Source organism: Sphingomonas glacialis, from assembly GCF_006439055.1.
In the GTDB taxonomy this organism is placed as follows: Bacteria; Pseudomonadota; Alphaproteobacteria; order Sphingomonadales; family Sphingomonadaceae; genus Sphingomonas; species Sphingomonas glacialis_A.
On record NZ_RCZC01000006.1, the window covers coordinates 128694 to 148974 of the forward strand.

Consider the following 20281-nt stretch of genomic DNA (forward strand, 5'->3'; position numbering starts at 1 on the left):
CGCTTACTCGTCGTCGCGAACCGGGCGTGGGCCACCCGGCCGTGGACCGCCTGGGGGGTGCGGCCGCGCGAAGCTCTCAGCCGAGACGCGCGGCAAATCCTTCAAGCGCAGCACGCCGACATTCTTCGAATCGAGCATGGCGAAGCGCTTATCGGCAGCGGCCTCGAACTCGGCCGGGCTGATGCCGCGGTTGAAATTGGTGTCCATCGGCGTGATCGGCTCGGGATAGTCGAACAGGCCATAGCGGGCGGCACCGGCCTTCGAATTGTCGAATTGGCGCATCGGCCGAGCCGCTTCGCCGTCGCCGCCCTCGCCGCCGCCGCCGCCAGGCGGGCCGCCCATACCGCCGCCTCCCATACCGCCACCACCCATGCCACCGCCGCCCATGCCGCCCCCGCCCATTCCTCCGCCGCGCCGACCACCGCCGCGCCCGCCGCCACCTCCGCCGCGCGGGGCCCCACCGCCACCAGGACCACCGCCGACGCGAACTTCGGGCAAAAGCTCGGATTCGTAGAACTCGATATCGTCGGGATCGATCTCGCCGTCATGCCCGCGATCGAGCACCGCGAAGAACCGCATCGCATCCGCCGTGAATTCTGCGGGGGTGAGGATCCCGTCATGATTGGTGTCGGCGGTCTCGAACCAGCGCGTCTCGGGATCGACGCCGTTTGCCTCCGCACGGACCGGCTCGCCCATCGGGCTGACGAACAACTTGCTGCGGACGGGCCCGCGACGATCCGGCGGGCCATCGCCGCGCGGCGCGCCGGGCATGGGCTGCTGCGCGGTCGCACCGCCTGCATAGGCCGTGGTCGTCAGGGCAAGGCACGTCAGCAGGATCAAGCGCATGATCGAAACTCCGAAAGGGGGCGATCGCGATCAGTCGCGGCGGACCGGGCAGCATCAAGGCAGACCGTGACGGGTGCGACGAAACGGTGCGGTGGTCCGACGAACCGATCGCGCCCGGCTTTTTCGCGCTTCGTCAGGGGCTTGGCGCGGATCACCCGCGATACTGCTCAATCGGGCTTGGCGGCAGCTCGCCCTTTGCGTCGCTGCGGCCGCGCATCTATGAGCGAAGCATGACCAGCCCGCGCTCCCCGCTCGCCCGCCCCTTCCCGCTTTTGCCGCAGATCGCCGGCGTCACGCCGCATGTCGCGCGTGCCGGCTACAAGGCGTGGGAGCGCACCGATTTGACTTTCATCACGCTCGATCCGGGCACCAGCGTCGCGGGCGTGCTGACGCAGAGCAAATGCCCCTCGCCCGAGGTAGAATGGTGCCGCGCCGCGCTCGTGCTCGGCCAGGCGCGCGCGATTGTGGTCAATGCCGGCAACGCCAACGCCTTTACTGGCGCGCGCGGCCGCGCTGCAGTCGAAGTGATCGCGGCACGCGCGGCGGGGCAGCTCGGCTGCCAGCCGTCCGATATCTTCGTCGCCTCGACCGGCGTGATCGGCGTGCCGCTGCCGATCGACAAGGCCGAGGCCGGGCTCGACGCCGCCTTCTCCGCCGCGCCGTGCTCGTGGGAAGAGGCGACCAACACGATCGGCACGACCGACACCTTCGCCAAGGCGGCGATGACGACCGCGGTGGTCGATGGACGTACCGTCACGCTCGTCGGCATCATCAAGGGTTCGGGGATGATCGCGCCCGACATGGCGACGATGCTCGGCTTTATCTTCACGGACGCCGCGGTCGAGCCCGCCTTCCTGCAGGCGGCACTCAGCGAGGCGAACCGCGCGAGCTTCTCGTGCATCACCGTCGACAGCGACACCTCGACCAGCGACAGCGTGCTCGCCTTCGCGACCGGCAAGGCGGGCAATACACCGCTCAGCGATGCCGAGGATGCCGGCGCCGACGCCTTCCGTGCGGCCTTGTCCGACCTGTGCCTCCAGCTCGCGCATCTCGTCGTGCGCGACGGCGAAGGCGCGACCAAGTTCATCGAGATCGCCGTGACGGGCGCGGAGAGCGACGCCAGCGCCCGGACGATCGCGCTCAGCATCGCCAACTCGCCCCTGGTCAAGACCGCGATCGCGGGTGAGGACGCCAATTGGGGCCGCGTCGTGATGGCGGTCGGCAAGGCCGGCGAACCCGCCGAGCGCGACAGCCTCGCGATCCGCTTCGGCGATACGCAGGTCGCGCAGGGCGGCCTCGCGGTGGTCGGCTATGACGAGGCGCCAGTCGCCGCGCATCTCAAGGGGCAGGACATCGAGATCGGCGTCGATATCGGCCTGGGCGAGGGCAGCGCAACGGTCTGGACGTGCGACCTGACGCATGGCTACATCTCGATCAACGCGGATTATCGCAGCTAAGGCTCCCCCGGCGGAGGCGGGGCCCAGTCGCGAAGGTCTTGAGGGCGGGGCAGCGTACGACGATCAACCGCCCGCAACTGGGCCCCGGCCTTCGCCGGGGAGCACCAACGATAAAAGATAAAACACAGCAGGAGAGCCACGATGTCCGAGATCATCCTCCACCATTATCCGCGCTCGCCGTATAGCGAGCTCCTGCGGATCGCGCTCGGCATCAAGGGCGCGGCGTGGCGCTCGGTGATCATCCCCGACATCGCGCCCAAGCCCGACCTCACCCCGCTCACCGGCGGCTATCGCAAGACGCCGGTGCTGCAGATCGGCGCCGACATCTATTGCGACACCGCGATCGCGATCGAGGCGATCGAGGCCGCGCTGCCCGGCCCGAGCCTGTTCCCCGCCCCGCTCGGCCGCTTGCACGCGGTGCTCGCGCTGCAGGCGGGCGGCGCGACCTTCAGCCAGGCGGTCGGCTCGGCGATGGCGCCGTTCCTCGACCGGATCCCCGACGCCTTCTTCGATGACCGCAAGAAACTGTTCGGCTTCGATCGCGACCGCATCGCCAAGGCCGCGCCGCATCTGCTCGCGCAATTCACCGGCTGGCTCGCGCGGCTTGATGATGCGCTGAGCGACGGGCGCGCCTTCCTCGGCGGCGACGCGCCCGGCTATGCCGATTGCGCGGCGGCGATGAACCTGTGGTTCCACGGCAATTTCGGGATGAAGGACGCGCGCACGGCCCGCCTCCCGCATCTCGCCGCTTGGTTCGAGCGCATCACCGCGATCGGTCATGGCACGCCGACCGACCTGTCCGCGGCCGAAGCGCTGGCGATCGCGCGCGATGCCGAACCGACCGCGATCGAACTGATCGAGCCCGACAGCGGCTTCACGGCCAGCCAGAGCGTCACCGTTCGAACCGAAGACCCTGGCGCGGATGCGGTAAGCGGCGCGCTCGTGCGCCTGACGCCGCGCGAGATCGTCGTGCTGCGCGAGGATCCGCACGTCGGGCGCGTTGCGGTGCATTTCCCGCGGATCGGCCAGATCCTCGCGCCCGCATAAGGCGTCTGCCGTCAGGGGTGCGGCGTCGCCTCGGGCGTCAACGTCACGTCGATCGGGTTGGGCTTGAGCTCGCGCAACGCCCCGTTGCCGCGATCGACGAGATAACCGACCAGGCCGGTGGTCAGCGCACTGCGGGCGGCAGCCCCCGGCCGTTCGGTATCGACACTGCTGACCGTGACTTCGATCGGCTTATAGCCAGGCTTGCGAAGCGTCGCGACGAAGCCGGTCTTGCGCTTGAGCGTCAGCGTGCACGGCGTGATGCAGCTGACCCCGATCGACGTGCTCACATCGGCGCCAGGCGGCTGCGAGCGAACGTCGAGGGTCTGCCGGGTGCCGTGCGACACGGTCGCGCACCCGCCAAGCAAGAGGGCCGCTACAACCGGCGAGCTCACGCGTTTCGCTATGCTCATGACATGCCTCCGCCAGCGCGTGGGTCTCACGCACTGGCGGGAAAGTATCCGGGAAAGGCTATCGTTTCAACGCGCTAACAGCCTAACCCGCGATAGCAACTTAGGCGAGCTCGCCCTCGAGCCAGGCCTTCAACCGGCCCTTGGGCTCGGCGCCGACCTTGGTCGCGGCGGGCGCGCCGTTCTTGAACAGGATCATCGTCGGGATCCCGCGCACGCCGTACTTGCCCGGCGCATCGGGATTGTCGTCGATGTTGAGCTTGGCGATCGTCACCTTCTCGCCCAGTTCCTCGGAGATTTCCTCGAGGCTCGGCCCGATCATCTTGCACGGGCCGCACCATTCCGCCCAGAAATCGACCAGCACCGGACCGGTTGCGTTGGTGACGTCGGCTTCCCAGCTCGCGTCGGTGATCTTTTTGGTCGCCATGGTGAAAACTCCTTCGTGTGAACGCAGAGATAGGATGCGCACGCAGCACACTCAAGCGCACGACTGCTAGCTTTGCTCCACCCCCGCAAAGCCTGGCTTGTGTACAGCCAGCAGGTCGTCGGGCAACGCGTGCAGCGTAGGCCCGCTGGTATAGAGCAAAGCCGCCTCGACGCGGCGCTGCGGGAAGATCACCGCGAGCGCGGCCACATAGGCCGCCATCTGCTTGAGATGATAGGCGGGCACGTCGGCGAGCCCCGCCGGCACCGCGCGCCCGGTCTTGAAATCGACCACGCGGATCAGCTCGGGCGTGACGAGCAGCCGGTCGACCGTCCCCGAAACGACGAACCCGTCGCGCAGCACCGCGGCGATCGGCGCCTCGGCCAGCGCGGTCGGGCCGAACAGCTCGGCCAGCGCCGGATCGTCGAGCACCGCCAGCACCGGCGCGATGATCCGCGCGCGCGCCTTCGCCTCCTCGACCGCGCCCGCCTGCGCAAGCCAGCGATCCGCCGCCTCGGCCCGCAGCTCGGGCGCGACCGCCGGCAAGCGTTCGAACAGCGCATGGATCAGCCGCCCGCGCTCGGCCGCCGCGCGCATGGCAGGCGTCGGCGGCGCATCGGCGACCGCATCCTCGCCAAGCGACGACGGCGCGAGCGGACGCGGCGGGCGGGCTTCCTGCGGCGCGGGGCGCAGCGCCCAATCGGGAACCGGCTCGGCCACGGTGCTCCCACGTGCCGCACGGCGATCGGGCGCGACAGGACGCTGCGGCTCGCGCCCGGCAAAGTCGCGCGCGCCCTCGCCCGCTATCCCGAGCGCGGTCATCGCGCGGTCGGCCGCGGCGTACCAGCTCTGCTCGGGCGCGATCCCCTGTGCGCGCGGCCCGACCGACCCGGCGATCACCAGCCGCTCCTCGGCGCGCGTCGCCGCGACATAGAACAGCCGCCAATGCTCCTCGAGATCGCGCGCCGCGGTTTCCTCGACCAAGACGGCGAGCGGCCCGGTCGCCTCGCCCTTGCGCGGGCGGATGACGGGCAGTTCGTTCGCCATGTCGTCGGCGCGCCAGTTGAGCGTCGAGCGCGGCGAGCGCGTCGGATCGACCGCAGCATCGGCGAGGATGACCAGCGGCGCCTGCAGCCCCTTGGCGCCATGCGCCGTCATCACGCGCACCGCATCGAGCGGCGCCGACGGATCGCGCTTGATCTCGACCTCGCCACGATCGAACCAGTCGAGGAAGCGCTGCAGCGACGGCGTCCCCAGCGATTCGAAATCGAGCGCGGCGCTGAGCAATTCCTCGATCGGATCGCGCGCTTCCTGTCCCAACCGCCGCACGAGATTGCGCCGCGCGCCGAGCGGCCCCGACAGCAGTTCCTCTAGAAACTGGTAGGGCGTCGCGATGTCGGCGCGCGCCAGCATCGCGAACAGCGGCGCGATATCCTCGCGCGGTTCGGTGGTTGAGATATGCCGCCACAGGCTCCCGGTGCGCGGCGGCGCGGCGAGCATCAGCCGCTCCTGGCTCCACCCGATCAGCGGCGAGACGAGCAGCGCGGCAAGCGACAGATCGTCGGCCGGCTGCAGCACGAAGCGGATCGCGGCGAGCAGATCCTGCACCGACAGCGGCGCGTTGAGCCGCAACCGATCGACCCCCGCAACGGGCACGCCCTCGGCATAGAGCCGCGCGACGATCAGCGAGGCGAGCTCGCCGCGGCGCTTGACGAGGATCATGATGTCCTCGGGCCGCAGCGTCCGCCCCTTGCTCTCGAGCATCAGCGTGCCGATCCAGCCCTTTATCGTCCGCGCGATCTGCCGCGCGAGCTCGCGCGTCGAATCGGAGATCCAGCTCTCCTCATCCTCGTCGCTGCCGCCCGCGACGACCAATGGCCACAGCGTAACGGTGCCCGGCCCCGGCACTTCGCTCGCATGCACCTCGCGGTCGGCGATCGCGCCGAGCCCGGGCTCGGGCAGCGCCTCGATCGCCGCATCGACGAATTCGAGCACCGGCCGCGTCGAGCGGAACGATTGCGTCAGCGACAGCCGGTGCCACGGCCGCGCGCGCATCGTGCCGGTCTGGCGGCGCTGCTCGTCATCGGCCTCCCACGCGTCGCGTGCGAGCGTGCCGAGCTTCTTCTCGGCGGCGGCGAAATAGAGCGGGTGCGTCCCCTGGAAGCCGAAGATCGCCTGCTTGAAATCGCCGACGGTGAACAGCGTGCGGACGCGCGCATCCTGCGCGCCCTCGCCCGCGAAGAACTCCTCGACCAGCGCATGGATGATCGCCCATTGCGCGGGATTGGTGTCCTGCGCCTCGTCGATCAGCACATGGTCGGTCGCCTGGTCGAGCTTGTAGCGCACCCATTCGCCCATCCCCGGCTGGCCGAGCAGGCTGATCGTCGCGCGGATCAGATCGTCGAAATCGACCGCGCCGAGGCGGCGTTTCGCGCGCTCGTAGGTCACCGCATAATCGCGCCCGACCGACAGCGCATCGGCGAGCAGATCGGCGTAAGCCGCGCGCTCGCGCAGGCCCAGAAGGTGTGCGCACGCCTCGCCGATCTCGACCGCGAGATCGGCATATTCCGGATCGGCGGCAAGCAGCTTGGGCGAATATTTGCGCGGCTCGCGCTTCGCGGTGAAGGGCACGCCGATCAGATCGCCGAGCATCCGCGCGCGCATCGCAGGGTCGGCCTCGACCCAGCATTCGGCGACATCGGCATGGTTGCCGCCCGTCGCGGTGCCCCAGGCGCGGTTGGCTGCCGCAAGCCGCGCGACCGAGTCGGTATCGAACGCAACATCGCTGCATGCGGCGGTGATCTCCGCCTCGATCTCACCCTGCGGCAAATCGAGCGCCCGGCGGATGAAGGGCCGCACACCTTCCCCCATCGGCAACTCGGCCATCGCCGCGGGTGCGCGCGCGCAAGCGAGCAGGAATTTCTCCGCCTCGCCCTCGCCCAGCCGCAAACTCAGCGCGCCGACCGTCGCGACCGGCGCGTCGCGGCCCTCGGTTTCGGCGGCGACGAGCATCTCGGCGAGCGCATCGCGCGCCATCACCGCTTCCTCGCGCGCCTCGATCGGGCGGAAGCCGGGCACCAGCCCCGCCTCGACCGGGAAGGCGGCGAGCAGGCTCTGGCAGAAACCGTGGATCGTCTGGATACGGATCCCGCCGCCGGGCGAATCGAGTACGCGCGCGAACAGCGTCCGCGCCCGCGCCCGGAGCGCGGGCGACGGATCCTCGCCGAGCGCCTGCAGGTCGGAGACGAGCTCGGGCTCGGGCATCCGCACCCAGGCGGCGAGCCGATCGCCGATCCGCACCGCCATTTCGGCCGCGCCCGCCTTGGTGAAGGTCAGGCACAGGATCGCGCCCGGATCGACGCCGGTCAGCAGCAACCGGAAAACGCGCGCGGTGAGCACTTGCGTCTTGCCCGTGCCAGCCGAGGCGGAGAGCCAGACGTGCCCGCCGGGGTCGCTCGCTCGCGCCTGCGCATCCTTGAGGATCGGAAGGGGCCGTTGTGAGTGGGTGACGCTCATTTAAATCCTCCCCTCCCTGGAAGGGAGGGGTTGGGGGTGGGTCGGCCCGTGGAGAGCGAGACGTTCCCATTGAGAGCAACCCACCCCTCGATCCCCTCCCTTCCAGGGAGGGGAGGAAGAAGGTGAGGAAGAAGGCCGAGCTTACTCACGCCCATACCATTCATCCCGCCGCATCAGTTGGTCATACTCGGCATACGGCGCATATTCCGGATGCAGCTTCGCCTCGAACGCGCGCATCCCCGTCAGCCAGTCCGCAGCCGCCGCCGAAAAGTGCCGCGCCGCCACACTCGTGAAATCCTCGGGCAAAACCTTGTCGCCCTTCCCCGCCGCATCGACCGGCGACGTCACATACCCGAACGCATCGCCCTTCTTCGACAGCGACCAATATTCGAACCCGCGCGCCTTGCCCGCAATCGCGTCGAACCCGCCGCGCTCGGCAATCAGCCCAAGCAGCCCCAACTGCAGACTGAACCCTTCGCGCACCGCTGCCGGCGACGGCGGCTTGCCCGTCTTGTAATCGATCACCGCGAGCGTCCCATCGGCCAACCGATCGATCCGGTCGAACTTCCCCGTCAGCATCACCCCCGCAAGCGACACCGCCCCCGATTGCTCGACCGCGAGCACTTGCCGCCCCTCGTCGAGGTTGCGCCCCATCTGCGCGACGATCCAGTCGATCGCCTCCATCAGCCGCGGCTTCCACAGCGCGCGCTGCATCGGATGCGCGCCCTCGAACATCGCCAACGCGCGCGCGTGCAGCCGGTCGAGCGCGCAGCCATCCTCCTTCGCCCAGCGCTCGAGAATGTCGTGCACCGCAGTGCCCCGCCAAGCCGCGCTCGGATCGGCATCGACCGGATCGAGCGGCGCCAGCCCAAGGATCCGCTTGGCATAGAAAGCGTAAGGATCGGCCTTGAGCCGGTCGACATCGGTGACCGCAATCTTCTCGGGCCGGCGCTCGGGCGGCGGCACCGGCGCAGGCTGCTCGGCCGGCGCATGCACCCCGGGATCATCGAGCGCGCGCGCCCAGCCTTCGAGCGCCGACGCACGCTCGAACCGCTCGCCCGCGAGCGCCTGCAGCCGCAGCCAGAAGCGCGACGCGATCGCCGGCTGCGTACCCCCACGTCGCGCGCGCGTGATCAGCGCTGTCGGCGCACCAAGCGCCTGCGCCAGATCATGCGCCGCCAGACCAACGCCACGGTCGAGCCCAGGAAGCCCAAGCTCGGCCCGAATCCGCGGCGACAGCCACGGATCGGGCGCGGGCAGACCCGGCCAGGTCCCCTCGTTCAAGCCGCCCAAAATCATGATGTCGGCAGTCTGCAACCGCGCCTCGATCAAGCCGTAGATCGCCAGCCGCGGATGCTCGCCCTGGCGCGAGCGCACCGCGACCTCGTCCATCAGCGTCTTGAGCAAAGGCGCAAGGCTCGCTGGGTCGATCCTGGGCGGCCCCTGCAAGGCATGCGCCTCCGCCTCGTTGAGCAATTCCGCCGCCGCGCGCCCATTGGGGCCCGACCACAAGGCATCGCCGCATAGCGCCTGCGCGGTCGTGCGCAGCGCCTCGAGCACCGCGCCGAGCGGCTGCGCACCCGCCCCGAACACGCGTTCGATCGGTACGAGCAATTCGCGCGCCTCCGGCCACCATTCAAGCGCAGCGCGCGCGTGCCGCGCCTCGCGCAAATGCGTGTCGATCCCCGCCAGCCCCGCCGCCGGCCGCGGCCCGCGCAAAGCCCGGTCGAGCGCACGCACCCCCGACAGCCACACCGCACGCGGCGCTCCGCTGCGCACCAGCGGATGCTTGAGCAGCGTGAGCAGAGCGAGCGGCGCAAACCGCTGCGTCGCGGCCTCGGCCAGCGCCGTCAGCAAGGTCCCCGGCGGCAGGATCGACAGCGGCCGCCCCGCGGAATCATCGACGGTGATGTTCCACCGCTGGAGATGCGCCGCAACACGGCGCGCCAGCCCACGATCGGGCGTGATCAGCGCCGCGGTGCGCGTGCCGATCAGCTCGCCCGCCTCGGGCTCGAGCGCAGCGCGCAGCGCGAGCGCGATCGCCTGCGCCTCCTCGCCCGGCGTCGCGAGTTCGGCGGCTGAAATCCCCGCCAGGCGCCGCTGCTCGGGGCCGAGCGTCGTCCAGCGCGCGGTATAGTCGGCGACCGACAGCGCGTTCGCCACCGCCTTGCCGCGCGCGATCGTCGCGTCGTGATCGCTGCCGTCGCGCCAGGTGCGGAACTCGCCGCGATTGACCCCCATCCGCTCGAGCAGCAGCTTCAAATGGAATTGCGGATGCGTCTCGATCGATCGCCGCGACAGGCCACTCACCGGATCGGGCGCATGCGGGCCGAGCGCCTGCCATTCGCCTTCATCCATCCCGGTCGCGAGATCGGCGAGCACCACCATTCCGCGCGAGCTATCGGCGATGCAGCGCAGCAGCCGCGCCACCGCGGGCGCGCTGTCGATCACCCCCGCCGCGCAGATGAACCCGGCGGGCGGTGCAGCACGCCAGCGCGTCGCCAGCCGCTCGAACAGCATCCCGCGCCGCGCCGCCGCGTCGATCCGGCCGAGCCGACGCAGTTCCTCGGGCCAGCGATCGAGCACGATCCCGAACAGGGCAAGCGCCCGCTCCCAATGCGCCGACATCGCCTCGCTCAGCTCGATCTCGCGCAACTGCCGCGGCGCGATTTCCTCGACCAGCAATTGATCGAGCGTGCGCGCGAGATCCCCCGCGAGCCGCACCGCCTCGGCCGCATCGACCGGCAGCCCGACGCGCGCGCGCTCCTCGGCGACGAGCCGCGCGAGGATCATCCGCCGTTCGAGCGGCGCGACCGCGGGCGGCACCGGCTCGGGCGCATCGACCGGATCAAGCGCCGCGCCGATCGCTTCGTCGAGCGCGGGATCGCCGATCGCGACGAGCCGCGGCAACAACAACCCGCCCGAACTCGCGCGCACGAAGGCGTCGGTCAGCGCCAGCTTGGCGCGGTTGTTGGGGAGCAGCACGAGGCCCTTGGCGAGCCCGAGATCATCCCCACCAAATTGTCGGATCAGCCCCGCCGCCAGCGCATCGGCGAACGCGCGGTGCGCGGGGATCGTGAAGAGCCGCGGCCCCTCAGCCATCGGCGAGCATCGCCTCGGTCTTGGGGATCGCAGCCGGCGTGCCGACGTCGAACCACAAGCCCTGATGGACGATGCCGAACGCGCGTCCCGTCTTGATCGCGCGATCCCAGAAGACGTTGGTCGAAAACGCGTCGCTCGGCGGATCGACGATCAGCCGCTTCGACAGCATCTGGATCCCGGTCCAGACATAGGGCGCCACCCGCCCCGCCTTGCGCCGCGCGATCCGCCCGACCGGGTCGAGATAGAAATCGCCGAGCCCGGCATTATGGTTGGCGCGCGCCTGCGGGATCATCAGCATGAGCACGTCCATCCGCGTATCGTCCCACGCGTCGGCCATGAGTTTGAGCGAATCGAGCGGCCCGTCGAGCCAGATATTGTCGGTGTTGACGCACAGGAACGGGTCGGCGTCGATCAGCGGCAGCGCCTTGACGAGCCCGCCGCCGGTCTCGAGCAGCTTGCCGCGCTCGTCCGAGATCGTCACCTCGAGGCCGTGCCCATTCACCGCGAGATGCGCCTCGAGCATGTCGGCCATGTAATGCGTGTTGACCACGATCTTCGACACGCCCGCGCTGCGCAGATGGTCGAGCACATGGTCGATGAAGGTCGTCCCGCCGATCTTGATCAGCGGCTTGGGCCGCATCGCCGAGAGCGGGCGCATTCGCGTGCCGAGCCCCGCCGCCATCACCATCGCGGTGGTTGGCACCTTAGCGTCCGAATCCGGCCGCAGGCGCAGCGTGCGCTTGGGCTGCATCACGCCGCGGCGCTCGTCGCGACCTGCAGCGGGTCGCCGCGCAGCTCGGCCGGCAGCGTCGCGTCGAACCACGCCTTGACCGGCGCGAGTGCGGGATGCGCGAGGTCGCGCTCGAGATAGCGCCACACGCGCGGGCAGAGCCCGGCGTAACGCGGCTTGCCGTCGCGCTGCCACAGCCGCGTGAAGATGCCGACGATCTTGGCATTCCGCTGCGCACCGAGCACGTGATAGGCCGTGTCGAACGCGTCACCCGCGCCCGTCGCCGTCTTGTACCGCGCCAACATCTCGGCCTCCACGCTCTCATCGACATCGCGCCGCGCATCCTGCAGCAACGAGACGAGGTCATAAGCGGGATGCCCGACCAGCGCATCCTGGAAATCGAGCAGGCCGAGCGTACGCTCGCACGTCCCGCCGCGGATCATCATCAGATTTTCGCTATGATAATCGCGCAGCACGGTGACGCCCGGTTCGGCGAGCACGGGCGCGAAGACCGCGTCCCATGCTGCGTCATAGCGCGCCTGATCGGGCGTGACGCCGACCGCGGAGCAATACCATTCGGTCAACAGGCCGACCTCGCGGTGGAGCACCGCGCGGTCGTAAGGCGGCACCGGGGCCGCGGGCAATCCGTGGAGCCGCACCAGCGTATCGATCGCGGTGCCATAGAGAGAGGATCCCCGCGCGGCATCGGCGTCGAGCGTCTCGCGCATCTGGACGTCGCCGAAATCCTCGAGCAGCACCAGCCCCTGGTCGAGATCGACCGCGTCGATCGTCGGCGCGGTAAAGCCGTGCTCGCCGAGCCAGCGCGCGATCGCGATGAAGTCGCGCGGATCCTCGTGCGGCGGCGGCGCGTCCATCAGGATCGCGCTGCGCGCCCCGTCGCGCACGCGGAAATAGCGCCGGAACGACGCATCGCCCGCGACCGGAAGAATCGCCGCGCCGCCCCAGCCATGCGCCGCGAGAAACGCCGGCGCGCCGGACGGTGGAATCATATCTGCTGCCATCGCGCTCTCCAGCCAGCGGGTACGCTGGCTGTCAAGCGGCGGGTGCCGTCGGGGAGCATCTCGAGCGCCAGCGCGAGCGCCTCGGGCCACCAGCCGGGCGCGCGTTCGGGCCATTCGATCAGCAGCACCGAATCGCCCGCCGCGTCGTCGAGGCCCAGTTCCTCGATCTCGTCGGGATCATCGATGCGATAGAGATCGACGTGCAGCACGGGCAAGCGCACTTCGGGCGGCGCATACGGCTGGACGATCGCAAAGCTCGGCGACGGCGCCTCCCCCGGCAGCCCGAGCGCGGCGAGCAGTCCCCGCGCGATACTCGTCTTGCCCGCGCCGAGCGTCCCCGACAGCGTGATGACGTCGCCCGGCGCGACGAGCGTCGCGAGGCGCGCGCCCAGCGCCTCGCTGGCCTGCGGATCGGCAAGGATCATTTCAATAGCCCGTCAGCAGCATGTCGATTGCATTCATGATCTCGAAGCGATGCGCTGCAAACGAGCCGACCGTTTGCCCAAGCTCGCGCAAAAGAACCGTAGCGGCATTTTGCGGCAGCAGCACGAAACGCTGGTTCTCGAATTCCAGCACCGGATTGAGGTGTGTCACCGGCGCAGGCACGATGTCGCGCGGTAACGCGGGCACGACAAAGCGCGTGCTGAGCCGCGAGAGCGCGTCCGCCTGGCAATCCACCAGCAGGCCCGGTCCGCCGCGCCGCGCGAACATGTCGAACTGTGCCATCAGAACATCCGATGTTCGGCGAGCGGAATGCCATTCTCCTCGATCCACGCGTTATACGCATCGATCGCGCCGCGATTTTCCTCCTGCCAGCGCCTGCTGCGCTCGTCCGAAACCTGCTTGGCCAAACCTTCTTCGCAGGCGCGCGAAACGTTGATGCCGTAAGCCTTGGCCGCCTCGACCAGCTTGGTGTCGAGCGAAATGTTCGTCGCGCGCCGCACCGCGGGGGCCTCTTCACGCCGGGTCGATCGAGCGGCCATGTGCAACCTCCAAGTAATGCGCACCTTATATGCGCATCCCCGCACCCAAGCAACGTCAGCCCCGCGGTAAGCTGACGGTGATCAGCGTCCCCTGCCCCGGCTCGGACACCAAATCGATCGTCCCGCCATGCGCCTCGACGAACTGCTTGGCGAGCGGCAGGCCGAGCCCCAGAGCGCGCTCGCCGTCGCGCGTGATGCCGGGTTGGCCGAAGCGATCGAACGCGCGCGCGACCGCCTGCGTGGTCATCCCCGCACCATCGTCCGACACGACGATCCGTGCGCCCTCGGCGGCCCCATCGACATGCAGCAGGATCCGCCCGCCCTCGGGCGTGCCCGACACGGCGTGGCGCAACAGATGCTCAACGACTTGCTGGAGCCGTTTCGCGTCGCCGGCAATCTCGCCGGTCGAGGGCAAGATCTCGACCGCGAAATCGAGCTTGCGCTTGGCCGCGAGCGGCGCGACGGCATCGGCGGCGGCGCGCGCGAGCGGCTCGAGCGCGACCGGGTGCATTTCGAGCGCCGGCGTGCGGCCCTCGGCCTGCGTCAGGTCGAGCACTTCGTCGACCAGCATGCCCAACCGCTCGACCGATTCGAGGATCGCCTCGACATAACCGACCGCCGCCTTGCTGAGCTTGCCGGCATAGCCCTCATGCAGCATCTCGGCGAACCCGCTGATCGAGGTCAGCGGCGTGCGCAGCTCATAGCTCATCGTCGCGACGAACGCGGTCTTGATCCGGTCGGCCGCCTCGAGCGCCTCGTTGCGATCGCGCAGGACGGTCTCGATCCGGCGGCTGTCGGAAATGTCGAGCATCGTGAACAGCCCGTTGCCATCAGGCAGCGGCACCGCGGCGAATTCGAAATGCCGCCCGTCGGCAAAGGCGACGCGCCCGCCGCGCTGCTGCCGCTCGACCGTCGCCGCGCGCACCAGATCGCTGATCAGCACCGCGCGCTCAGGGTTGGACAATTGCCGCGCGGCGCGCTCGGCGAGCGCATCGACGCGCGGATGCGTCGCGAGGAAGGCCTCGTCGAACCCCCAGGTCGCGCGGAACTTGTTGTTCCACAATTGCAGCCGGCCATCGGCAGCGAACACGCCGAGCGCCTCGTGCAGATTCTCGAAGGTCGCGGTGCGCACGCGCAGCAGCGTGTCGCGTGCGCTGGCAAGCTGGACCTCCTCGGTCCGATCCTCGAAGATCATCAGCAGCCCGCCATCGGGCAATGGCTGCGCGACGACGCGAAGATGCACGCCGCCCGGCAGGTGCCATTCCTCCTCCTCGCCGCCGCCCGCCAGGAACCAGTCGCGCCGCTCGGCCTTCCAGCCGGGGAAATCGCGCACTTCGGGGAGCCGCTTGGTCTCGCGCATCCGTTCGAGCACGCGGTCGAACTCGGGACGATCGGCGAGCCACTCGGCCTTCATCGCGAACAGCCGACGGAACGGCTGGTTGCAGAATACGAGCGAGCGGTCGGCAGCGAACTGCACCACCCCCGCCGAGAGCCGATCGAGCATCGCACGCTGCGCATCGTCGAACCGCTTGAGCCGCGCGCGCGCCTGTTCGAGATCCTCGATGTCGATCGCGAAGCCCGCCACGCCGCCGGTCGACAGCGGTGCATCGAACACGCGCAGCATCCGCCGCTCGCCGTGGATCGTCGCGGGCATCGCCTGGCTCTGCACCGCCTGCGCGTCGCGCGCGCGCACCGCATTGGCGAGCGGCCCGCCCATCCCCGATCCCTCGACCAGTTCGACCCCGCGCGTGACGACATCCTCGGCCGAGGCCCCATCGACCGCGTCGACATAATGCGAATTGACCATCGCGAGCCGCAGGTCGGCGCCGCGATACCACATCGGCATCGGGGCGGCCTGGATCACCCCGCTCAATTCCTCGTACAGCGTCGTCGCATAGCCGACCGCAGCGCCGAGCCGGACGATCTCGGCCTCGCTCTCGGTCGCGTCGAACACCCAGAGGATCACCCCGCCCGGCGCCTGCACCTCGCGCGCGGCGCGGCTGCCGCGGATCATCAGCGCGCGGTCGGAGCCTTGCGCACGCACCGTGCGCGAAAAGCCGCGCCCCGATTTCTGCGCGGACATGACGTCGGCGGCGAGTGCCGCGGCATCCTCGGCGGTAAGCCCGGCCTCGGCCTGCGCGAGGTCATCTAGATAGCGCGGCGGCGTCGCCAGCCCGAGCCACGACGCCAGCCGCGCGCTGCAATCGACCCGTCCATCGGCACGCACGACCATCGCCAGCGCGGGGGCCGTGGCGAGCATCGCGCTCAACCGGGCGTTGGTGACGATCGCATCGGACGCGGCCCGCCGTGCGCGCAAGCCGGTGTACAGCACCCAGCCGGTCCCGCCGATAAACACGGCGAGTGCGACCCCGATCAAGATTGTTGCAACGTCGCCACTTCCAAACATTCCCGCAAGGGTAGCGGTAGCGGGCGTGGTTCCCAACCCCCAGCGGGTGCGCGCAAAGAATAAAACTGAGGCGTACCGTAATCGCATGGTCGAACGACCGGCTGCATCTTCGACTTTCCGAAAGGGCCAGCGGCGAGCGCCGCTATCCTACGGCGATATTACAGCGTCAGTCGTGATTTACGGATCCAGCGCGATGCGACCAGTTTTTCTCCGGCCGAGACAACCATGCCTTCATGCAGGGTCATCGGATCAGGCTGCCCGTCCTCGAGCAGATTATAGAAGAGCAACGCATCACCCTTTTGCGCCCGGACTTTGAGGCCGATCTTCGGGAAGTGGGTTTCGCCACCGCGATAGCCGTCATTCAGGTAGACGAGCATCGTCGCGAGGCGCTGATTGTCGACCCGGGGCAACGTGTCGAGATGCGCCCGATATTGTTGCCCGGGGCGATAGCGCAGCACCGTCAAGGGTTCACCGGCGAGCACGTCGGTTTGGCTCGCTGCCGCGATCCGGCGGTTGATCGCGTGGATCGCTGGCTGTTCGAGCGCCAGCGGAAACGCTGCCACGTTCGAGGTGCGGATGGGGTCCGGGATCTGTTGGCGCGTTACCGGATGCACGACGAGGGCCGGTTGAAAGCGCGGCGTGGCACGGGCGACGAGATAGTCCGCCTCCGCGTTGCTGAGGAATCCCCGGAAAAGCAGGATCCGCGGCGTTGTGCTGAGCTGCTCGCCGACGAGCGACGTCGGTCCCGCTCCCGTGTCATCGAGCGCCATGGCGGCGATTAGCGCAAGCTGCTCGGCCGCATCCGGATCGGCCCGATCCGCCTCCAGCAGCCGCAGTGCCCCCGGCCAGTCCGACGCGCCACCTGTGCCATTGGCGACGAACGCCCGGTATACCGCCGCCGCGGCCTGCTCTCCCGCTGCTGCCGCTTGCGCGAAATAGCCGCGCGCGCGCGGCAGATCGCGCGGCACGTCGCGGCCCACAAGGTACAAGCGCGCAAGCTCGAGCAACGCCGCACCGCTGCCAGCAGTCGCCTCACGCTCGAGCGCGACCAGCCATGCAGGCGGGGGTGGATTAGCAGGCATCTTCAACTCCCATGCCACACGCGCTTCCCGAAAAAAAAGGGCCGCCGCTTTCGCGGCGACCCAAAGTGTCGTTCCAATCGAAGCCGATCAGAAGTTCGCGGTCACGCCTGCGTACATGCGACGACCGATATTGTCGAAGATCGCCGTGCCGCCGCCGATGCCGGTCGAGCCGTATGGCGGCTGCCGATCGAAGGCATTGTCCACGCCGATGTAGAAGGTCGACTTCGGCGTCACGTTCACGCCCAACCGGAAGTCGTGATAATCGACCGCCGGGTAGTAGTTGTTGGGATACTGGTTCGGGTTGGTCGGCGCGCGACCCTGAACCGAGTTCACCGTCTCGTAATCGCCGATCAGCTGCGGCGAGATATAGCGGACCTGATAGTTCATGAAGAGCTTGCTGTAGGTGAACCCGAAGCTCGCGTTGACCCGGTCCTTCGGCAGACCGACGGTCGTGTTGTAGCGCGTGACATAGGTCGGATCGGTCGGGTCCGTGAACGCGTCGTTCAGGATCGAATGGCTCCACACGACATGCACCGTGGCGCCAAAGTCCCCGAACTTGTGGCGATAGGTGACGTCGGTGTTGATGCCGCGCGCCTGAAGCTTGGCGTAGTTGAGCGACGAGGCCAAGAGGCTGCCCTCGATGATGCGGAACGCCTCCTCGCCGGCCGGACCACCGGCGGCACCGGCACGCTTGAACTGGCCGCAGAACTGGTTGTTCGGGTTTGCCAGATCGTAGCACTGATCGACGATCGTCTGGCCATCCACCGACTGGATGACGTTGTCGACCTTGATGTCATAGTAATCGACGCTCACGACAAGGTCACGCACCGGCTGAAGCACGACACCAGCGGTGATCGAGCGCGATTCTTCCGCCTTCAGATCAGGGTTGCCGCCGCTGCGGTACACCAGCGACTGGTTGTATGCATAGTTGTAGCCAGCCGGACGACCTGCGGCAGCGCAGTTTGCCGCGCGGTTGGCCGAACCCTCCGCGATATGATCCGCCGCGCAGGGATCGATGAAGCCCGGCGCGAAGTTCTGGCCCTGCGGCGTGTAAAGCTCGGCCAGGTTCGGCGCACGGACCGCGATGTTGTACGATCCGCGGAACGTCAGCTGGTCGATCGGCTTGTAGGTAGCGGTCGCGTTATACGTCCAGGTGGTGCCGGCCGAACCCTTATAATCCGAAACGCGCGCGGCCGAACCGACCGTCAGTTCCTTGGCGAACGGCAGGTCGCGAAGCAACGGCAGCTGAACTTCGGCGAACGCTTCCTTCACCTCGAACGAGGTCGGCGTGAAGTCAGGGATGGCGTTGTAGAAATAATAGCCGTTCGCGACTGCCGCATCCTGCTGATAGCGTGCGGTTTCACGACGGTATTCGCCACCGATCGAGGCGCGGATCGGACCGCCCGGCAGGTTGAAGAACGCACCCGTATCGCCCGCGATCGAGCCCGAAATGTCGAGCTGCGTCAGCTTGCCATACGCCGAGACCGAGTTGAGCAGATAGCTCTTGGCGGCCTGCGAGATGTTGCCGTTGCCGAACGGATTGATCGGAACGCAGGCGGCGATGTCCTGCGCCAGGTTGGCGGCGTTGCCGTTGAGATCGGCGCCGGCGCGTGCCGCGTTGATCTGCGAACCGCAGACGATCTGGCCCGATGCGTTACGCTGCGCGTCCATCGCGAGCAGGAAGCGCTGCGTGTTCATCACGCCCTCGAGACGGGTGTTCTCGATGAACTCGCCATAGTTCGCGGACACTTCGTAGTTGAGGTGGCTGCTGAGGTCGCCACGAACGCCACCGACGATGCGATACGTGTCACGCGTCGCCGACTCGGTGCGCGTCCCGAGGTCGGTCAGGTTGCGGCGCAGCGTGAAGCGCGTCGCACCCGTGATGTTCGCCGGGTTCGCTCCACCGGCAACCATTGCCGAGATGATCTGGGCACGCGCCTGAGTCGACAGATACGGATTGTCGAGGCTCGGCCGCTCATAGCTGGCGAGCGGTGCCGAATAGCCGAACGCGCTGCCGATCGTCGAACCGGTGATGAACGCCGGGCCCGAAGATCCCTGCCCGACCGACTTGGTGCGCACGAAGCTGGCTTCGACGAACGGGACGAACGCCGACGACACTTCGAAATGGCCGACCAGATTTGCCGAATACCGATCGAGCTGCGGATAAAGCTGCAGCAGCGTGTTTTCACGGCCGGTGTTGCCGTTGCCGCCGACGAACGAGCTGCCCGAAGGATTGCCCGCGGTCGGTGCGAGACCGACGCGCGTGCCGGTCTGCTGCGTCAGCGTACCGTCCGGCTGGAACAGATAGTTGCAGGTGAATGCGCGTCCCTGCGAGTCGCGGCCGCATGCGCCCGTCGTGCTTCCGAATGCGACGAGGCCGCCGTCGGAAATCGTGCCGGTGCGACGATCGTTGAAGAACTGGTTGTTGGCAGGACCCGAAGTGTTCGCGCCGCCGGCCGAGTTCACCAGGACGAAACCGTTGCTGCTGGCATAGTTCGAGCGGTCGGCAGCATAGAAGCTGTTCTGCCGCGCATATTCGAGATCGACCGCGATGTTGCCGCGGTCATCGGCGAAATTCTTGCCCGTCAGCAGGCTGGCATAATAGGAACCGGCATCGCCGTGCGGCGTGATGTTGCCCTGGCCACGAACCTGCAGGCCCTGGAAATGGTCCTTGAGGATGAAGTTCACGACGCCTGCGATGGCGTCCGAACCATAGATCGCCGAGCTGCCGCCGGTGACGATGTCGACGCGGTCGATCAGGTCGCTCGGGATGGTGTTGATGTCGGTCGAAACCGCGTTGTTGAGCACGTCCGAAGCGACGTGACGGCGGCCGTTGACGAGGACCAGCGTGCGCTGCGTACCCAGACCGTAAAGATCGATCAGGTTGAGGCCGGCGGTGCCGAGAAAGCGGGTCGAGTTCGCCTGGCTGAACGTGTTGGCGGTGCCGGGCAGCTTGTTGAGCACTTCACCGATGTTGGTGGTGCCGGTCTGGAGCAATTCTGCAGCGCTGATCGAGTTGATCGGAACAGCCGACGCGCCGTTCGGATTGCGGATGCGCGATCCGGTGACGACGATTTCGCCGGTCGTGTCGTCGGCTTGCACTGGCTGGGTCGTCGGCGGGACGCTGCCGGGCGTTGGCGCGGCGTCCTGTGCGACCGCTGAACTTGCCGTAACGATCGCAAACAGCGATGCCGACAAGGCGAGCAGAGCTCGACCACGAGGTGTTCCTGCAACCATTTCAAATCCCTTTTTGCGCTC

Annotated in this window: 15 protein-coding genes; 2 read left to right on the plus strand and 13 right to left on the minus strand. The window is 68.3% G+C overall.

Annotated elements, in window-relative coordinates; all coding sequences use genetic code 11:
* Positions 1-3 precede the first annotated feature (3 nt).
* The gene (locus tag EAH76_RS17940; RefSeq protein ID WP_140851647.1) at positions 4-846 is read right to left on the minus strand and encodes an EF-hand domain-containing protein; all 843 of its coding nucleotides are present in this window, start codon (positions 844-846) and stop codon (positions 4-6) included.
* A 230-nt stretch (positions 847-1076) separates the two neighbouring features.
* Here EAH76_RS17940 and argJ point away from each other — a divergent pair, with 230 nt between their 5' ends.
* Together argJ and EAH76_RS17950 are read left to right on the plus strand one after the other, a co-directional pair.
* Positions 1077-2303, plus strand: coding sequence for a bifunctional glutamate N-acetyltransferase/amino-acid acetyltransferase ArgJ (argJ, locus tag EAH76_RS17945; protein ID WP_140851648.1), 1227 nt, complete (start codon positions 1077-1079; stop codon positions 2301-2303).
* 141 nt (positions 2304-2444) lie between these two features.
* Complete coding sequence (locus EAH76_RS17950; protein WP_140851649.1) at positions 2445-3350, plus strand: glutathione S-transferase family protein; 906 nt, start codon at positions 2445-2447, stop codon at positions 3348-3350.
* Between the two features lie 11 nt (positions 3351-3361).
* Here EAH76_RS17950 and EAH76_RS17955 read toward each other — a convergent pair whose 3' ends face one another.
* The 12 genes from EAH76_RS17955 to EAH76_RS18015 all read right to left on the minus strand — a co-directional run bounded on the left by EAH76_RS17955 (position 3362) and on the right by EAH76_RS18015 (position 20260).
* Positions 3362-3760 (minus strand): PEGA domain-containing protein, encoded by a 399-nt coding sequence (locus tag EAH76_RS17955; RefSeq protein WP_140851650.1) that lies wholly within the window; start codon positions 3758-3760, stop codon positions 3362-3364.
* 100 nt (positions 3761-3860) lie between these two features.
* A complete protein-coding gene (trxA, locus tag EAH76_RS17960; protein ID WP_140851651.1) occupies positions 3861-4184 on the minus strand; it encodes a thioredoxin TrxA in 324 nt (107 codons plus the stop codon).
* 66 nt (positions 4185-4250) lie between these two features.
* Entirely contained in the window at positions 4251-7697 is a 3447-nt protein-coding gene (addA, locus tag EAH76_RS17965; RefSeq protein WP_140851652.1) for a double-strand break repair helicase AddA, read from the minus strand.
* Between the two features lie 141 nt (positions 7698-7838).
* Entirely contained in the window at positions 7839-10799 is a 2961-nt protein-coding gene (gene addB / locus EAH76_RS17975; protein ID WP_140851653.1) for a double-strand break repair protein AddB, read from the minus strand.
* Complete coding sequence (locus EAH76_RS17980) at positions 10792-11553, minus strand: nucleotidyltransferase family protein (RefSeq protein ID WP_140851654.1); 762 nt, start codon at positions 11551-11553, stop codon at positions 10792-10794. Before EAH76_RS17980 ends, addB begins: the two co-directional genes overlap by 8 nt.
* Positions 11550-12539 (minus strand): aminoglycoside phosphotransferase family protein, encoded by a 990-nt coding sequence (locus tag EAH76_RS17985; RefSeq protein WP_194151038.1) that lies wholly within the window; start codon positions 12537-12539, stop codon positions 11550-11552. The genes EAH76_RS17980 and EAH76_RS17985 overlap by 4 nt, the downstream gene beginning before the upstream one ends.
* A complete protein-coding gene (gene tsaE, locus EAH76_RS17990) occupies positions 12536-12976 on the minus strand; it encodes a tRNA (adenosine(37)-N6)-threonylcarbamoyltransferase complex ATPase subunit type 1 TsaE (protein ID WP_140851655.1) in 441 nt (146 codons plus the stop codon). Before tsaE ends, EAH76_RS17985 begins: the two co-directional genes overlap by 4 nt.
* A gap of 1 nt (position 12977) precedes the next feature.
* Positions 12978-13277, minus strand: coding sequence for a CcdB family protein (locus tag EAH76_RS17995; protein ID WP_140851656.1), 300 nt, complete (start codon positions 13275-13277; stop codon positions 12978-12980).
* Positions 13277-13534 (minus strand): type II toxin-antitoxin system CcdA family antitoxin, encoded by a 258-nt coding sequence (locus EAH76_RS18000; RefSeq protein ID WP_140851657.1) that lies wholly within the window; start codon positions 13532-13534, stop codon positions 13277-13279. Before EAH76_RS18000 ends, EAH76_RS17995 begins: the two co-directional genes overlap by 1 nt.
* 55 nt (positions 13535-13589) lie before the next feature.
* A complete protein-coding gene (locus EAH76_RS18005) occupies positions 13590-15941 on the minus strand; it encodes a sensor histidine kinase (protein ID WP_140851658.1) in 2352 nt (783 codons plus the stop codon).
* Between the two features lie 158 nt (positions 15942-16099).
* Positions 16100-17041 carry a 2OG-Fe(II) oxygenase gene (locus EAH76_RS18010; protein WP_241659775.1) on the minus strand — a complete coding sequence of 314 codons (942 nt, stop codon included), beginning with the start codon at positions 17039-17041 and terminating at the stop codon, positions 16100-16102.
* A 69-nt stretch (positions 17042-17110) separates the two neighbouring features.
* On the minus strand, positions 17111-20260 hold the full coding sequence (locus EAH76_RS18015) for a TonB-dependent receptor domain-containing protein (RefSeq protein WP_140851659.1): 3150 nt from the start codon (positions 20258-20260) through the stop codon (positions 17111-17113).
* Between the last annotated feature and the right edge of the window lie 21 nt (positions 20261-20281).

What these genes read in the sequence shown, in the direction of transcription:
- EAH76_RS17940 (WP_140851647.1), bottom strand. Translation starts at nt 846, where the DNA reads ATGCGCTTGATCCTGCTGACGTGCCTTGCCCTGACGACCACGGCCTAT.
- argJ (WP_140851648.1), top strand. Translation starts at nt 1,077, where the DNA reads ATGACCAGCCCGCGCTCCCCGCTCGCCCGCCCCTTCCCGCTTTTGCCG.
- EAH76_RS17950 (WP_140851649.1), top strand. Translation starts at nt 2,445, where the DNA reads ATGTCCGAGATCATCCTCCACCATTATCCGCGCTCGCCGTATAGCGAG.
- EAH76_RS17955 (WP_140851650.1), bottom strand. Translation starts at nt 3,760, where the DNA reads ATGAGCATAGCGAAACGCGTGAGCTCGCCGGTTGTAGCGGCCCTCTTG.
- trxA (WP_140851651.1), bottom strand. Translation starts at nt 4,184, where the DNA reads ATGGCGACCAAAAAGATCACCGACGCGAGCTGGGAAGCCGACGTCACC.
- addA (WP_140851652.1), bottom strand. Translation starts at nt 7,697, where the DNA reads ATGAGCGTCACCCACTCACAACGGCCCCTTCCGATCCTCAAGGATGCG.
- addB (WP_140851653.1), bottom strand. Translation starts at nt 10,799, where the DNA reads ATGGCTGAGGGGCCGCGGCTCTTCACGATCCCCGCGCACCGCGCGTTC.
- EAH76_RS17985 (WP_194151038.1), bottom strand. Translation starts at nt 12,539, where the DNA reads ATGATTCCACCGTCCGGCGCGCCGGCGTTTCTCGCGGCGCATGGCTGG.
- tsaE (WP_140851655.1), bottom strand. Translation starts at nt 12,976, where the DNA reads ATGATCCTTGCCGATCCGCAGGCCAGCGAGGCGCTGGGCGCGCGCCTC.
- EAH76_RS17995 (WP_140851656.1), bottom strand. Translation starts at nt 13,277, where the DNA reads ATGGCACAGTTCGACATGTTCGCGCGGCGCGGCGGACCGGGCCTGCTG.
- EAH76_RS18000 (WP_140851657.1), bottom strand. Translation starts at nt 13,534, where the DNA reads ATGGCCGCTCGATCGACCCGGCGTGAAGAGGCCCCCGCGGTGCGGCGC.
- EAH76_RS18005 (WP_140851658.1), bottom strand. Translation starts at nt 15,941, where the DNA reads ATGTTTGGAAGTGGCGACGTTGCAACAATCTTGATCGGGGTCGCACTC.
- EAH76_RS18015 (WP_140851659.1), bottom strand. Translation starts at nt 20,260, where the DNA reads ATGGTTGCAGGAACACCTCGTGGTCGAGCTCTGCTCGCCTTGTCGGCA.